Source organism: Lacinutrix sp. 5H-3-7-4, assembly GCF_000211855.2.
Taxonomy (GTDB): Bacteria; Bacteroidota; Bacteroidia; order Flavobacteriales; family Flavobacteriaceae; genus Lacinutrix.
In genome coordinates this window covers 543,362-556,642 of the sequence record NC_015638.1, presented here as the reverse complement: position 1 = coordinate 556,642, position 13,281 = coordinate 543,362, and the positions used below count along the sequence as shown (strand labels likewise).

Annotated in this window: 15 protein-coding genes; 10 read left to right on the top strand and 5 right to left on the bottom strand. The window is 31.6% G+C overall.

The window, feature by feature from the left end:
* Positions 1–149: 149 nt before the first annotated feature.
* The 9 genes from LACAL_RS02595 to LACAL_RS02555 all read left to right on the top strand — a co-directional run bounded on the left by LACAL_RS02595 (position 150) and on the right by LACAL_RS02555 (position 8,633).
* Positions 150–1,505 (top strand): Na(+)-translocating NADH-quinone reductase subunit A, encoded by a 1,356-nt coding sequence (locus tag LACAL_RS02595; RefSeq protein ID WP_013869142.1) that lies wholly within the window; start codon positions 150–152, stop codon positions 1,503–1,505.
* Entirely contained in the window at positions 1,505–2,719 is a 1,215-nt protein-coding gene (locus LACAL_RS02590; RefSeq protein WP_013869141.1) for an NADH:ubiquinone reductase (Na(+)-transporting) subunit B, read from the top strand. The genes LACAL_RS02595 and LACAL_RS02590 overlap by 1 nt, the downstream gene beginning before the upstream one ends.
* Positions 2,720–2,721: 2 nt before the next feature.
* On the top strand, positions 2,722–3,531 hold the full coding sequence (locus LACAL_RS02585; protein WP_013869140.1) for a Na(+)-translocating NADH-quinone reductase subunit C: 810 nt from the start codon (positions 2,722–2,724) through the stop codon (positions 3,529–3,531).
* Position 3,532: 1 nt separating this feature from the next.
* On the top strand, positions 3,533–4,177 hold the full coding sequence (locus tag LACAL_RS02580) for an NADH:ubiquinone reductase (Na(+)-transporting) subunit D (protein WP_013869139.1): 645 nt from the start codon (positions 3,533–3,535) through the stop codon (positions 4,175–4,177).
* 31 nt (positions 4,178–4,208) lie between these two features.
* A complete protein-coding gene (gene nqrE / locus LACAL_RS02575; protein WP_013869138.1) occupies positions 4,209–4,934 on the top strand; it encodes an NADH:ubiquinone reductase (Na(+)-transporting) subunit E in 726 nt (241 codons plus the stop codon).
* Between the two features lies 1 nt (position 4,935).
* Positions 4,936–6,243 (top strand): NADH:ubiquinone reductase (Na(+)-transporting) subunit F, encoded by a 1,308-nt coding sequence (gene nqrF, locus LACAL_RS02570; RefSeq protein ID WP_013869137.1) that lies wholly within the window; start codon positions 4,936–4,938, stop codon positions 6,241–6,243.
* Between the two features lie 62 nt (positions 6,244–6,305).
* A complete protein-coding gene (locus LACAL_RS02565) occupies positions 6,306–7,178 on the top strand; it encodes a DUF4846 domain-containing protein (RefSeq protein WP_013869136.1) in 873 nt (290 codons plus the stop codon).
* Positions 7,179–7,232: 54 nt separating this feature from the next.
* Positions 7,233–7,610, top strand: a complete 378-nt coding sequence (locus LACAL_RS02560) for a hypothetical protein (RefSeq protein WP_013869135.1) — start codon at positions 7,233–7,235, stop codon at positions 7,608–7,610.
* A gap of 39 nt (positions 7,611–7,649) precedes the next feature.
* On the top strand, positions 7,650–8,633 hold the full coding sequence (locus tag LACAL_RS02555; protein ID WP_013869134.1) for an FAD:protein FMN transferase: 984 nt from the start codon (positions 7,650–7,652) through the stop codon (positions 8,631–8,633).
* Between the two features lie 2 nt (positions 8,634–8,635).
* Here the strand turns inward: LACAL_RS02555 and LACAL_RS02550 are convergent, their stop codons facing one another.
* From LACAL_RS02550 to gpmI, 5 genes are all read right to left on the bottom strand, one after another.
* Positions 8,636–9,004 (bottom strand): DUF423 domain-containing protein, encoded by a 369-nt coding sequence (locus tag LACAL_RS02550; protein WP_013869133.1) that lies wholly within the window; start codon positions 9,002–9,004, stop codon positions 8,636–8,638.
* Positions 9,005–9,021: 17 nt separating this feature from the next.
* Positions 9,022–9,813, bottom strand: coding sequence for a class I SAM-dependent methyltransferase (locus tag LACAL_RS02545; protein WP_013869132.1), 792 nt, complete (start codon positions 9,811–9,813; stop codon positions 9,022–9,024).
* Positions 9,814–9,820: 7 nt separating this feature from the next.
* Positions 9,821–10,639 carry a type I methionyl aminopeptidase gene (gene map / locus LACAL_RS02540; RefSeq protein ID WP_013869131.1) on the bottom strand — a complete coding sequence of 273 codons (819 nt, stop codon included), beginning with the start codon at positions 10,637–10,639 and terminating at the stop codon, positions 9,821–9,823.
* 6 nt (positions 10,640–10,645) lie between these two features.
* Positions 10,646–11,047: a BT0820 family HAD-type phosphatase gene (locus tag LACAL_RS02535; protein ID WP_013869130.1), complete on the bottom strand. Its 402-nt coding sequence runs from the start codon at positions 11,045–11,047 to the stop codon at positions 10,646–10,648.
* 68 nt (positions 11,048–11,115) lie between these two features.
* A complete protein-coding gene (gene gpmI, locus LACAL_RS02530) occupies positions 11,116–12,633 on the bottom strand; it encodes a 2,3-bisphosphoglycerate-independent phosphoglycerate mutase (RefSeq protein WP_013869129.1) in 1,518 nt (505 codons plus the stop codon).
* Between the two features lie 252 nt (positions 12,634–12,885).
* On the opposite strand from gpmI, the gene LACAL_RS02525 reads away from it, so the two are divergent.
* Complete coding sequence (locus LACAL_RS02525) at positions 12,886–13,278, top strand: ankyrin repeat domain-containing protein (RefSeq protein ID WP_013869128.1); 393 nt, start codon at positions 12,886–12,888, stop codon at positions 13,276–13,278.
* The last annotated feature ends 3 nt before the right edge of the window (positions 13,279–13,281 follow it).

Genomic DNA, 13,281 nt, shown 5'->3' with positions numbered 1-13,281 from the left:
TAATAGCAGAACCTTATTTAGAATAATTATAAATAGATTATCTGTATGCTATAATGGGAAGAAATTTTATTATTAATTCGTATTTTTGCACCGATTTTTTACCATCATAAAATCATATAGCTAAACTATTAACAAATAGATTTATACGCATGTCAAAAGACATTAAGATTAAAAAAGGTCTTGATATAAAACTTAAAGGAGCTGCAGAAAAAGCGACAGAAAACGCTATAGTAAGCAACTTTTATACAGTTAGACCAGAAGATTTTCACAGTGTAATTCCAAAATTATCTGTTAAAGTTGGAGCAAAAGTTAAAGCCGGACAAGCTTTATTTTTTGATAAATCCAATGAAGACGTAAAATTTGCTTCGCCAGTTTCTGGGGAGGTTATCGAGATAGCACGTGGAGAAAAACGTAAAATTCTTTCAATAAAAATTCAAGCAGACAAAGAACAATCTTTTGAAGATTTTGGAGCTTTAAACGTAGATTCTGCAAAAGCAGAAGATATTAAAGCAAAATTATTAGCTTCAGGATGTTGGGCTTTTGTAAAGCAGCGTCCTTATGATGTTGTTGCAAATCCAGGTGTTGCTCCAAAAGCAATTTTTATTTCTGGTTATGCAAGTGCGCCATTAGCTGCAGATTTGGATTATACTTTAGCAGGAAAAGAAGCAGAATTGCAGGCAGCAGTTACAGCTTTAGCTAAATTAACGGAAGGTAATGTACACATTGGTGTAGGAAAAAGCGGTAATTCGCCATTAGCAGGATTGTCTGGAGTTACTGTACACAAAGTGTCTGGTCCTCATCCAGCAGGAAATGTTGGAACGTTAATAAATAAAGTTAGCCCAATAAATAAGGGAGAAACAGTTTGGACTGTTGCTGCTCAAGATTTAGTTATTATTGGGGAGTTATTATTAACAGGTAAATTTAACGCAGAACGTATTGTTGCATTAGCAGGATCATCGGTTAAAAAACCACGTTATTTTAAAACTAAAATAGGAAGCGAAATCGCAACTATGGTTTATGATAATGGTGTTGATAAAGACGGAAACGATAGAATTATTTCAGGAAACGTTTTAACCGGAAAAAAAATAAAACCAGATGGTAATTTAGACTATTACAGTAATGTAATATCTGTAATCCCAGAAGGAGATGATTATGAATTTTTTGGATGGAACAAACCAATTTTTAATAAAGTATCTACCTCTAGAGCATTAACTTTTTCATGGTTAACACCTAAAAAAGAATTTGCTTTAAATACAAATACAAACGGTGAGCATCGTGCATTTGTAACTACAGGAACTTATGAAGAAGTTTTTCCTTTAGATATATACCCATTGCAAATATTAAAAGCATGTATGTATCAAGATTTAGATGAAATGGAAGCTTTAGGTATGTACGAAGTTGCACCAGAAGATTTCGCCTTAACAGAATTTGTTTGTGTGTCTAAGCAACCACATCAAGATATAATTAGAAAAGGTTTAGACTTAATGCTTAAAGAAATAGGATAATGGGTTTAAAAAGTAATTTACACAACTTAAAAGAAAAGTATAAAGGCACTAAAATGGCGCCTGCGTTTAACGCAATTCATACTTTTTTGTATTTGCCAAATGAGACAACACATAATGGAACTCATATTAAGGCAGCCGATGATTTAAAACGTACTATGAACATAGTAATCATGGCATTAGTACCATGTTTAATCTTTGGTATATTTAACGCTGGTTACCAACATTATGCTGCTATAGATGCTGCTGCTGGAATTACTAGAGAAGCTTCTTTATTTGGAAATTTCCTTACATGGGATAATTTTGTAATAGGAGCCTGGACGGTTTTACCTTTAGTAATAGTTTCTTACGGTGTAGGTTTAATTGTAGAATTTATTTTTGCAGTTATAAAAGGTCACGAAGTAGAAGAAGGTTATCTTGTAACAGGAATGTTAGTGCCATTAATTGTACCTGTAGATATCCCGTTATGGATGTTATCAGTAGCAGTTATTTTTGGTGTAGTTATAGGAAAAGAAGTGTTTGGAGGAACAGGAATGAATATTCTTAATCCTGCATTAACCATTCGTGCATTTTTATTCTTTGCATATCCAACTTGGATGTCTGGAGATAAAGTATGGGTTCACAAAGCAACAGAATTAGCAGGAACTCCAGATGCGATTTCAGGAGAAACATTATTAGGAGCTTATGCGCAAGGCACAACACTACCTAATATAGATATCATGGATATGTTTTTTGGTTTTATACCAGGATCAATAGGTGAAACTTCAAAACTATTAATAATTATTGGAGCTTTATTTTTAATCTTCACAAAAGTAGGAAGCTGGAGAATTATAGTGTCAACATTAATAGGTGCATTAACTATGGGCTTAATATTTAATGGTGTTGTATCAGCAGAGTGGATTGGAGAATCAAGTAAATTCTATGGTTTAATGAATGTACCATTTTGGCAACATTTAATAATTGGTAGTATTTTATTTGGTGCAGTATACATGGCAACAGATCCAGTTACAGCTTCACAAACAAATAAAGGAAAATGGATTTACGGCTTTTTAATTGGGTTTATTTCAATCATGATTAGAGTATTTAATCCAGCGTATCCAGAAGGAGTGTTTTTAGCGATTTTATTAATGAACGTCTTCGCACCAACTATTGATCATTACGTGATTCAAGGAAACGTAAAACGTAGAATGAAACGTTTAAAAGTTAAAACAGCATAATTATGGCAGTTAACACAGAAAAAAATTCGTACACTATCATATTTGCAATAGCAATGGTAGTTGTAGTAGGTTCTTTATTAGCTTTTACAGCAGCGTCTTTAAAACCTAATATTGATGAAAATAAAAGAATGGAAAAGCAGCAGAATATACTGTATGCTATGGGAATAAATGGAAATGAAGGTGATGGTGATATCACATTTGTTTCTACAGATAAGGTCGCTCAAGAATTTACAGCTAAAGTATCAGAGCAAATAGTTTTAGAAGTTAAAGATGGTAAAATTTTAAACGAAATTACTGGTGAAGACTTCAAAAATTCAACAGATGCAGATAAAGGTATTGAGCCTTACTTAATAGATGTTAAAAAACAACAAACCAGAGTAAAAGAAGGTAAATCTAGATACTTACCTTTATTTATTGGAGAAAACAACGGAAAAAAATTATACGTTGCACCTATTAGAGGAAAAGGACTTTGGGATGCTATTTGGGGCTATGTAGCACTAGATAAAGATATGGTTGTGCAAGGTACATTTTTTGACCACGCAGGAGAAACTCCAGGATTAGGAGCGAACATTAAGCAACGTTACTTTATGGACGATTTTTATGGAGAAAAATTACTTACAGATGCAGGAGTATTTAAAGGTATTACTGTAGCAAAAGGTAATAACGACCCTAAAAATGAAATTAAAGACGATTACGAAGTTGATGCCTTAGCAGGAGCAACTATTACAGGAGATGGCGTATCTGCAATGATAAAGAAAGATTTAAAATTGTATTTGCCATACTTTATGAACTTAAAAAACAATAACGAGTAACATGGGACTACTTTCAAAAAAAGACGCAAAGTTAATCACAGATCCGTTAGCAGATAATAACCCAATTACTATTCAAGTATTAGGTATTTGTTCTGCATTAGCAATTACTGCAGAGCTAAAAGCTTCTTTAGTAATGGGAATCGCTGTGTTATTTGTATTAGGTGTTGGTAACGTAGTAATTTCTTTAATGCGTAATATTATACCATCAAAAATTAGAATTATTGTACAACTTATTGTTGTAGCAGCTTTAGTAATTATTGTTGACCAAGTATTAAAAGCTTTTGCTTTTGAGTTAAGTAAAACACTTTCTGTATTTATTGGTTTAATAATTACCAACTGTATTATTATGGGACGTTTTGAAGCATTTGCTTTAGGTAACGGTCCTTGGAAATCATTTTTAGATGGTATTGGTAATGCTTTAGGTTATGCCGTAATTTTAATTATTGTAGGATTCTTTAGAGAACTTTTAGGTTCAGGAACTTTATTTGGTATTCCGGTATTAGGAGACCCAATCGAAAAAACTGGAGTATATTCTATAGGTTATGAAAACAATGGATTTATGTTAATGCCTCCAATGGCATTAATAATTGTAGGATTGATTATCTGGGTACAACGAAGTAGAAACAAAGACTTAATCGAGGATTAATATCCTTTTTAGTTATAAAAAATAAAAGACAATGATAGAGCACATCGAATTATTTTTCAAGTCAATTTTTATTGACAATATGGTGTTTGCGGTTTTCTTAGGTATGTGTTCATACTTAGCCGTATCTAAAAAAGTAGCTACAGCAGTTGGACTTGGTGCAGCAGTAATATTTGTATTAGCTATAACAGTACCATTAAACTGGTTATTAGATCAATACTTATTACAACCTGGAGCATTAAAATGGTTAGGCGCAGAATTTGCAGATTACGATTTAAGTTTCCTTTCATTTATTATGTTTATTGCTACCATTGCAACAATGGTTCAGTTAGTAGAAATAGTAGTAGAGAAATTTTCACCATCATTATATAACTCACTTGGTATTTTCTTACCTCTAATTGCAGTAAACTGTGCCATTTTAGGTGGTTCTTTATTTATGCAATCTCGTGAAATAGAAACATTTGGATTAGCAGTAAACTATGGTGTATCTTCTGGTATAGGATGGTTTTTAGCAATATTAGCTATTGCTGCCATTCGTGAGAAAATTAGATATTCTAACGTTCCAGCACCTTTAAGAGGGTTAGGAATAACTTTTATCATTACAGGTTTAATGGGAATAGGATTTTTAAGTTTTGGAGGAATGTTAACTGGTGGTGATGAAGAAGGAGAACCTACAACAGAAGAGCCAACAGCAAAAGTTGAGCAAGTAAAAACTGAAGACGCTAAGAAATTAGCTGAAAACACTAAAATAGTTGAGTAATATGATTTTAGCAGCAGGAACATTAGGAACAGTAATTACAACGGTAGTAGCGTTTTTAATTATCGCATTAATACTAGTAAGTTTATTACTATTCGTTAAACAAAAATTGTCACCATCTGGTCCAGTAAAGATTATGATTAATGGTGAAAGAGAAATAGAAGTCGCTTCTGGAGGTACATTATTATCTACATTAGGAAGTAATAAAATATTTTTACCATCTGCTTGTGGTGGTGGTGGAACTTGTATACAATGTGAGTGTCACGTATTATCTGGTGGAGGAGAAGCTTTACCAACAGAAACACCTCACTTTTCTAGAAAAGAATTAGCACATGGAGCTCGTTTATCTTGCCAAGTTAAAGTAAAGCAAGACATGGAAATTACAATTCCAGAAGAAGTATTTGGAATTAAAAAATGGGAAGCAACCGTTGTACGTAATTATAATGTTGCCTCTTTTATTAAAGAATTTGTAGTTGAAATCCCAGAAGATATGGGATATAAAGCTGGTGGATATATTCAAATTGAAATTCCAGAGTGTACTGTAAAGTTCGAAGATATGGACATTACTGCACACCCAGAAGAGCATGAAACACCAGATAAATTTCAAGCTGAATGGGATAAGTTTAAATTATGGCCATTAGTAATGAAAAACACAGAAACTGTAGAAAGAGCTTATTCAATGGCTTCTTATCCTGCAGAAGGTCGTGAGATTATGTTAAATGTACGTATTGCAACACCACCTTTTGATCGTGCTAAAGGCGGTTGGATGGATGTAAATCCAGGTGTAGCTTCATCTTACATATTTAACCAAAAACCAGGAGATAAAGTAACTATTTCTGGTCCTTACGGTGAATTCTTTATCAACGAAAGTGATGCAGAAATGCTTTATGTTGGTGGTGGAGCAGGTATGGCGCCAATGCGTTCTCACTTATACCACTTATTCAAAACTTTAAAAACAGGAAGAAAAGTTACTTATTGGTACGGTGGTCGTTCTAAACGAGAATTATTCTATTTAGATCACTTCTATCAATTAGAAAAAGATTTCCCTAACTTCAAGTTTTATTTAGCATTATCTGAACCTTTACCAGAAGATAACTGGAAAGTAAAAGAAAATATTGATGCACCTGGAGATGGTTTTGTAGGTTTCGTTCACAATTGTGTTATTGATAACTACTTAAATCACCATGAAACACCAGAGGATATAGAATTATATTTCTGTGGTCCACCATTAATGAACCAAGCAGTTCAAAAAATGGGAGAAGACTTTGGTATTCCAGATGAGAATATTAGATTTGATGACTTTGGAGGTTAATCTTCAATTAAAATAATAAAACCCAATACGAAAGTGTTGGGTTTTTTCGTTTTAATAAACGTATGAAGAAATATTTATTCGCTATTATTCTAGTTCTTGTGTTTATACTATTAGGTTTTTACTTTAAACCTGTAAAGCAGACTGTAACATATATTTCAAAATCTATAGTTAGTCATGCAGATTTAATTAATAAAGATAGTTTAACTATAAAGTCTAGAGTTAAATTGCCAAACGGTTATAAACGTATTTTATATAAAAAAGGCTCTTTTCAAGAGTATCTTCAAAATTATAATTTAAAACCCTTTGGGAGTAAAATTATTAATTTTGATGATAGCGAATATTATTGGCAACGTGGACATATTGGTATTCTAGATTTACCAGTTCCTAAAAACGGTTTGCAGCAATGCGCAGATGCTTTAATAAGAATTAGAAGCGAATACCTATGGGATGCAAATAGGCAAGACGAAATAGGCTTTAATTTCACTTCAGGACATTATTGCTCTTGGATTGAATATGCTAAAGGATACAGACCAAAAGTTAGTGGTAATAAAGTAACATTTAGCAAAACAGCAACAGCTAATTACTCTAAAAGTAACTTCTATAAGTACCTAAATTTAATTTATATGTATTCGGGAACGCTATCATTATCGCAGGAATTAGAGCCTATAACTAATATTAAAGAACTAAAAATAGGAGATATGCTTATTATTGGTGGAAGTCCAGGACATATTGTTATGTTGGCAGATGAAGCTATAAATAATAAAAACGAAAAGCTTTTTTTGCTAATTCAAGGTAATACACCTGCACAAAGTGTTCATCTTGTTAAAAACCTAGAAGACTCTAAAATTTCGCCTTGGTATAATTTAAAAATGAATGCTGTTATACCAGTTTCAAATTATACGTTTTATAATTCTAAATTTGTAAGATTTAAATAATTTACATTCTGGGTTTTCTTCCGCGAAAGCGAAATATATTATATTTTTGCATTTATGAGTAAAGCTTTAACACCACAAGAACTCCATAATTTAGCAATGAATCACGTTGGAAAAGATCTTGAAAAACGTGGATTCGAATTTATAGCTATAAATAGTAAATTAAAAAAGCATCCACAATTTGTATGTATGGATGCTAATAAACAGTACTTTTTTGTAATTGTAAAAGCTGTTATGCTACCAGATAACGCAAATAATTATGATGTTGTTTGGATGGAGTCTTTTAAAGAACATGCTAGAGAGCACAATGCTAAAGTTTTATATGCAGGTGTTGGTTTAGGTAACCCTAATGGTGAAGATTTACCACTTTATTTAAACGAAGATTATTTAATTGAGTACAATGGTATTCAAGTTCTAGAAACTAATTTTAATTAAAAAATAGTCTTTACTCAAAACATAAATTGCATTATTACTATGAAAAGAGCATTACTTATAACGCTTATTATCACCTCTTTTTTCTCTTGTAAAAAAGAACTTACAAACACTAAATTATCTGGTTCTGTTTTTGGCACTTTTTACGATGTTACTTACGCTACTAATACCAGCAAAGATTATAGCAAACAGTTTGATAGCATTTTTAATATTATAAATAAGTCTATGTCTAATTATCAGGCAGATTCAGATATTTCTAAAATTAACAGAAACGAATCTGTAACTGTAGATCATCATTTTACTAAGGTCTTTAAAGCATCAAAAAAACTATATATAGAAACTGAAGGTATTTTAGATCCTACTATTGGTAAATTAGTTAATGCTTGGGATTTTGGTTCAGAAAAACCAACAACTAAGCTAGATAGTACTAAAATAGACAGCCTAAAACAATTTGTTGGTTTTAATAGAATGGGACTTGTAGAGCAGAAAATTGTAAAAAGAAAAGGTGCATTTATAGATTTTAATGCCATTGCAAAAGGCTACGCTGTAGATGTAATTGGTATGTTTTTAGAAAGTAAAAACATTAAAAACTATATGGTTAATATAGGTGGCGAACTTAGAACAAAAGGTATAAATATAAAGAAACAAAGCGGTTGGACAGTTGGAATAGAAAACCCTAATTTTGATGGTTCGCAAAGTTACGATGTAGTTTTTGAGTTAAAAGATAAAGCTATGGCAACCTCTGGAACTTATAGAAAATTTAAAACAGACTCCTTAGGGAATCGTTATGCTCATATTTTAAACCCTAAAACAGGATACCCAACTAAAACAAATATTTTAAGCGTTTCTGTAATTACAGATACTTGTATGATGGCCGATGGTTACGCAACAGCTTTTCAAGCTATGGGAATTGATAAATTAAGTTATTTTTTGGCAAGACACCCAGAATTACAAGTGTATGTGATTTTTATTAATGAAAATAAGGAAATGGAAACAAAAGCTTTTAACGGCTTTAAAACCAAATAACTTTAAAAACTATTTAGTAATAATAGTAACCATCCTATTACTAATAATAAACCTCCAATAGGAGTAATTGGTCCTAAAATCTTTATCTTTTTTCCTTTAGCATCACTTAATACTAAACCATAAATACTAAAAGAGAATAGTATAATTCCTAAAGTAAAGCACCAATAAATAGCACGTGTTTGAGGACCTTGGCCAAAACCTAAAACCAGCAATACTATAGCATGGTACATTTGGTATTTTACACCAGTTTCAAAGCTTTGTAGTTGGTTAGGAGATAATGTTTTTTTTAAAGCATGAGCTCCAAAAGCACCAAAAATTACGGATAACATACCAAATAATGCACCAGTTACAATAAGTATTTGCGAGCTCATAATATTAAGATTTTAAATTATTGTTTTTTGTAAACTACGGGAATAATTTCTCCTTTAGTCAAACAGTATTTTTCTATCGCTTTCGCGGAAAGGCTTGCGGTATAATCAACCTCATTAACCATAAAACCAATACTTCTAAGTTTATTAAAATAATCAAGACCATAAACGCGCACATGATCATATTGTCCAAAAATTTTTGCACGTTCTTTTTTATCTGTTATCGTATTATCTTCAAAAGTTGTGGTTCTTGATAAATCCTGCGGAATTTGAAAAATACCATAACCACCAGGTTTCATAACACGATACAGTTCTTGCATTGCTTTAGTATCGTCTGGAATATGTTCTAAAACGTGATTACATAAAATTATATCATAACTATTATCTTCAAAAGGAAGGTTACATATATCTGCTTTAACATCTGCAATTGGCGACAATAAATCTGTAGTTGTATAATCTATTGTATTTAAAGCCTTAAAACGTTTTAAAAAACATTGCTCTGGCGCAAAATGAAGTACTTTTTTTTTATATGCCGAATTAGTTTCAGTATTTAAAAAAAAGTTGGTTTCATTTTTTAAGTATAACCATAACAACCTGTGGCGCTCTAGAGATAGAGTAGACGGCGATAGTACATTATTTCTTTGCTTACCATAGCCGTATGGTAAAAAGCTTTTAAAACTTTTACCATCTATTGGATCTGTAAAAGTATTTCCTTTTAAAAAGAAAGCTAAAACAGGACGTATAATATAACTAAGCCTTATTAATAAAGGTCTAGGGATTATGTTTAAAATTAATTTGAAGAGTTTCTTCATATAAAATTTAAAGCACTAAAGCTTTCTGGCGAAATTCATCTTCTTCATTAGATGTAATGCCTAAAGCGTCGTAGATATAAGCAAATGTTGATAGTATTTCTGGTTTTCCATCTAAAATTGCAACATCATGCTCGAAATGAGCACTTGGTTTACCATCTTGAGTTGTAATTGTCCAGCCATCTCTGTGTTGTTTTATGCGCTGTGTTCCCATATTAATCATAGGCTCAATAGCTACAACCATTCCTTCTACAAACTTTTTACCACGACCACGTCTACCGTAATTTGGCATTTCTGGATCTTCGTGCATAACACGACCTAAACCATGACCTACTAACTCTCTTACAACACCGTAACCGTGGTTTTCGCAATACTTTTGTATTGCATAACCAACATCACCAACGCGGTTTCCTAATTTTAATTCTTTGATGCCTACATATAAAGATTCTTTAGTCACTTGTAATAGTTTTTTAGTTTCTTCATTTATTTCTCCAACAGGAAAAGTATAAGCATGGTCACCATAAAAACCATGTTTTATTGCGCCACAATCTATAGAAATAATATCGCCTTCTTCTAATGGTGTATTATTTGGAATGCCGTGTACAACTTGAGAGTTAGGACTCATACATAAGGTATTAGGAAAATCATACAATCCTAAAAATCCTGGTACAGCACCTTGGTCACGAATACATGTTTCTGCAATTTTGTCTAATTCTAATGTTGTTACTCCTGGTTTTACTGCTTTAGCAACTTCACCTAAAGTTTTTGAAACTACAAGAGCAGCTTCGCGCATTAATTCTATTTCTTCTCTTGTTTTTACTATAATCATATTATTCTAGAATCTAAAAAATCCTTTTTTCTTTTTTTGTTTTACTTTAGGTTGTTCGTTGGTAAGCATCTGGTATATTTCTCCCCAACCAAGTATTCCTCCTATATTTCTATCGTCTATAAATAAGTCTGCATGAATTTTTCTGCTAACATTTTCGGGAGATTGCTCTTCTGGAAAACTTTTATTTACAGCATAAAATTCTATGCCATTTGCTTTACAATACTCAACGGCTTCTTCTAATTTCTTGCCATGACGATAGGTCCATAAAATTAGTCTGTGTCCATCTGCTTGTAAGCGTTTTAAAGTATCGAAAGCAAATAATCTTTCGTCTCCAATACCAGGATAGGCATCTTCAACAATAGTACCATCAAAATCTACAGCAATAATAAGTCCTTTAGAGATGTTCATTTAACTTTTAAATAGTGTACAAAAATACAATTTATAATTCTACTTTATTTCAAGTCGTTAAAGCTATTTTATACTAAAGGTTCTTGAGTCATAGCATTTGGTTGTTCTATACCCATTAATTTTAAAATGGTTGGTGCAATATCTCCAAGTATACCATCTTTAATATTTTTTATGTCTTTATCTACTAAAATTAAAGGTACAGGATTTGTGGTATGTGCTGTATTAGGTGAACCGTCTGGATTTATCATGGTTTCACAGTTACCATGATCTGCAATAACTAGAACTGTATAATCATGTTCTACGGCGGTACTAATAACTTTGTCTACACATTTATCTACAGCTTCGCAAGCTTTTATTGCTGCTTCCATAGAGCCTGTGTGACCAACCATATCTCCATTTGCGAAATTTAAACATACAAAATCAACCTCTCCTTTTTGTAGTTCTGGAATTAAAGCATCGGTTAGCTCAAAAGCACTCATTTCTGGTTGCAAATCGTATGTTGCTACTTTAGGAGAGTTTTTTAATATTCGAGCTTCTCCTTGAAAAGGTTTTTCTCTTCCGCCAGAGAAGAAAAATGTTACGTGAGGATATTTTTCTGTTTCAGCTATTCTTATTTGGGTTTTATTGTTTTTTTCTAAAACTTCACCTAGTGTTTCGGTTATATTGTCTTTATTAAAAACAACGTGTAATCCCTTAAAATTCTCATCATAATTTGTCATTGTTACATAATACAAATTAAGTTTCTTCATTTTAAATTCTGGAAAATCTTGTTGAGATAAAGCATCGGTTAATTGGCGACCTCTATCTGTTCTAAAATTAAAGAATATTACAACATCATCTTCTTTTATAGTTGTTAATGGAAGACCGTAACCATCTACTTTAATTATAGGTTTTATAAACTCGTCTGTAATATTATCGTTATAATTATTTTGAATACTTTCTTGAATATTTCTAGACAATTCTCCTTTACCATTTACTAAAGCATTGTATGCTAATTGTACACGTTCCCAACGTTTATCTCTATCCATTGCGTAATAACGACCAGTGATTGATGCGATTTGTGTGTTTTTATTTTGGGTGTATTGTTCAATATCTGCAATAAAACCTTTTCCAGATTGTGGATCTACATCTCTACCATCTGTAAAACCGTGGATGTAAGATTTTGTGATGCCTAAATCTTGGGCAACATCAATTAATCCTTTTAAATGGTTTATGTGAGAATGAACGCCTCCATTACTTAATAATCCTAAAAAATGAACTGCTTTGTTATTTTTTTTAGCGTATTGAAATGCGTTTTCTAAAACAGGTTCTTTTGCTAAAGATTTGTTTTCTACAGCTAAATTAATTTTAGCTAAATCTTGATAAACAATACGTCCGGCACCTAAATTCATGTGTCCAACTTCGCTGTTTCCCATTTGGCCTTCTGGTAAACCTACATGTAAACCATCTGTTCTTAATTGGGCGTGTGGATATTTAGTGTATAAACTGTCTATAAAGTTTGTATTAGCATTATCTATTGCAGATATTTTTGGGTCTGGGCTTTTTCCCCAACCATCAAGAATCATCAGGATTACTTTTTTATTCATTTTTATGGCTTTAGTTTACAAATATAAAAGTTTAAAATACGACCAAAAAAAATAAAACTGTTTAAAGAATAGTTAACTTTTTTTTGAGGCAATATTAAGAGGTGATTTAATTTTGTGATATTGTTAACATATTTGTTTTCAAAATGTTAAATGTTGATTATTTGTGTTTTTTAGTGTAACAAATTAATTTTTTTGTCGTCTCTTTAGTATATCAATAAATAAAAAATCATTTATCAATCAAAAAATTTTATCATGAAAAAAACATTAATTATTTCGGCAATTGCATTAAGTTTCTCTGTTGCAACTTTGAATGCAGACACTTTAAATTTTGAGAATTCTTACGATGTAGAGATTTCTAAATTAGCAGATGTTAGTTCTTTTTGTAAGGCTATAGCTAAAGGAGATATTGAAACAGTAAAAACTTTAATTAATCTTGGAGAAGATATTAATAAAAAATCTGTGGGTATGACTCCTGCAATGTTTGCTGCTAGATATAATAAAGTAGAAATTTTAGAGCTGCTTATTGAAAAAGGAGCAAATTTAAATTTAAAATCTAAAAAAGGATTAACTGCTTTAGATTATGCAAAACTTTCTAGTGCAAATGAGTCTTATAACTTAATTAAAAAAGCTTTAAAGAACGCATAATAT

What these genes read in the sequence shown, in the direction of transcription:
- LACAL_RS02595 (WP_013869142.1), top strand. Translation starts at nt 150, where the DNA reads ATGTCAAAAGACATTAAGATTAAAAAAGGTCTTGATATAAAACTTAAA.
- LACAL_RS02590 (WP_013869141.1), top strand. Translation starts at nt 1,505, where the DNA reads ATGGGTTTAAAAAGTAATTTACACAACTTAAAAGAAAAGTATAAAGGC.
- LACAL_RS02585 (WP_013869140.1), top strand. Translation starts at nt 2,722, where the DNA reads ATGGCAGTTAACACAGAAAAAAATTCGTACACTATCATATTTGCAATA.
- LACAL_RS02580 (WP_013869139.1), top strand. Translation starts at nt 3,533, where the DNA reads ATGGGACTACTTTCAAAAAAAGACGCAAAGTTAATCACAGATCCGTTA.
- nqrE (WP_013869138.1), top strand. Translation starts at nt 4,209, where the DNA reads ATGATAGAGCACATCGAATTATTTTTCAAGTCAATTTTTATTGACAAT.
- nqrF (WP_013869137.1), top strand. Translation starts at nt 4,936, where the DNA reads ATGATTTTAGCAGCAGGAACATTAGGAACAGTAATTACAACGGTAGTA.
- LACAL_RS02565 (WP_013869136.1), top strand. Translation starts at nt 6,306, where the DNA reads ATGAAGAAATATTTATTCGCTATTATTCTAGTTCTTGTGTTTATACTA.
- LACAL_RS02560 (WP_013869135.1), top strand. Translation starts at nt 7,233, where the DNA reads ATGAGTAAAGCTTTAACACCACAAGAACTCCATAATTTAGCAATGAAT.
- LACAL_RS02555 (WP_013869134.1), top strand. Translation starts at nt 7,650, where the DNA reads ATGAAAAGAGCATTACTTATAACGCTTATTATCACCTCTTTTTTCTCT.
- LACAL_RS02550 (WP_013869133.1), bottom strand. Translation starts at nt 9,004, where the DNA reads ATGAGCTCGCAAATACTTATTGTAACTGGTGCATTATTTGGTATGTTA.
- LACAL_RS02545 (WP_013869132.1), bottom strand. Translation starts at nt 9,813, where the DNA reads ATGAAGAAACTCTTCAAATTAATTTTAAACATAATCCCTAGACCTTTA.
- map (WP_013869131.1), bottom strand. Translation starts at nt 10,639, where the DNA reads ATGATTATAGTAAAAACAAGAGAAGAAATAGAATTAATGCGCGAAGCT.
- LACAL_RS02535 (WP_013869130.1), bottom strand. Translation starts at nt 11,047, where the DNA reads ATGAACATCTCTAAAGGACTTATTATTGCTGTAGATTTTGATGGTACT.
- gpmI (WP_013869129.1), bottom strand. Translation starts at nt 12,633, where the DNA reads ATGAATAAAAAAGTAATCCTGATGATTCTTGATGGTTGGGGAAAAAGC.
- LACAL_RS02525 (WP_013869128.1), top strand. Translation starts at nt 12,886, where the DNA reads ATGAAAAAAACATTAATTATTTCGGCAATTGCATTAAGTTTCTCTGTT.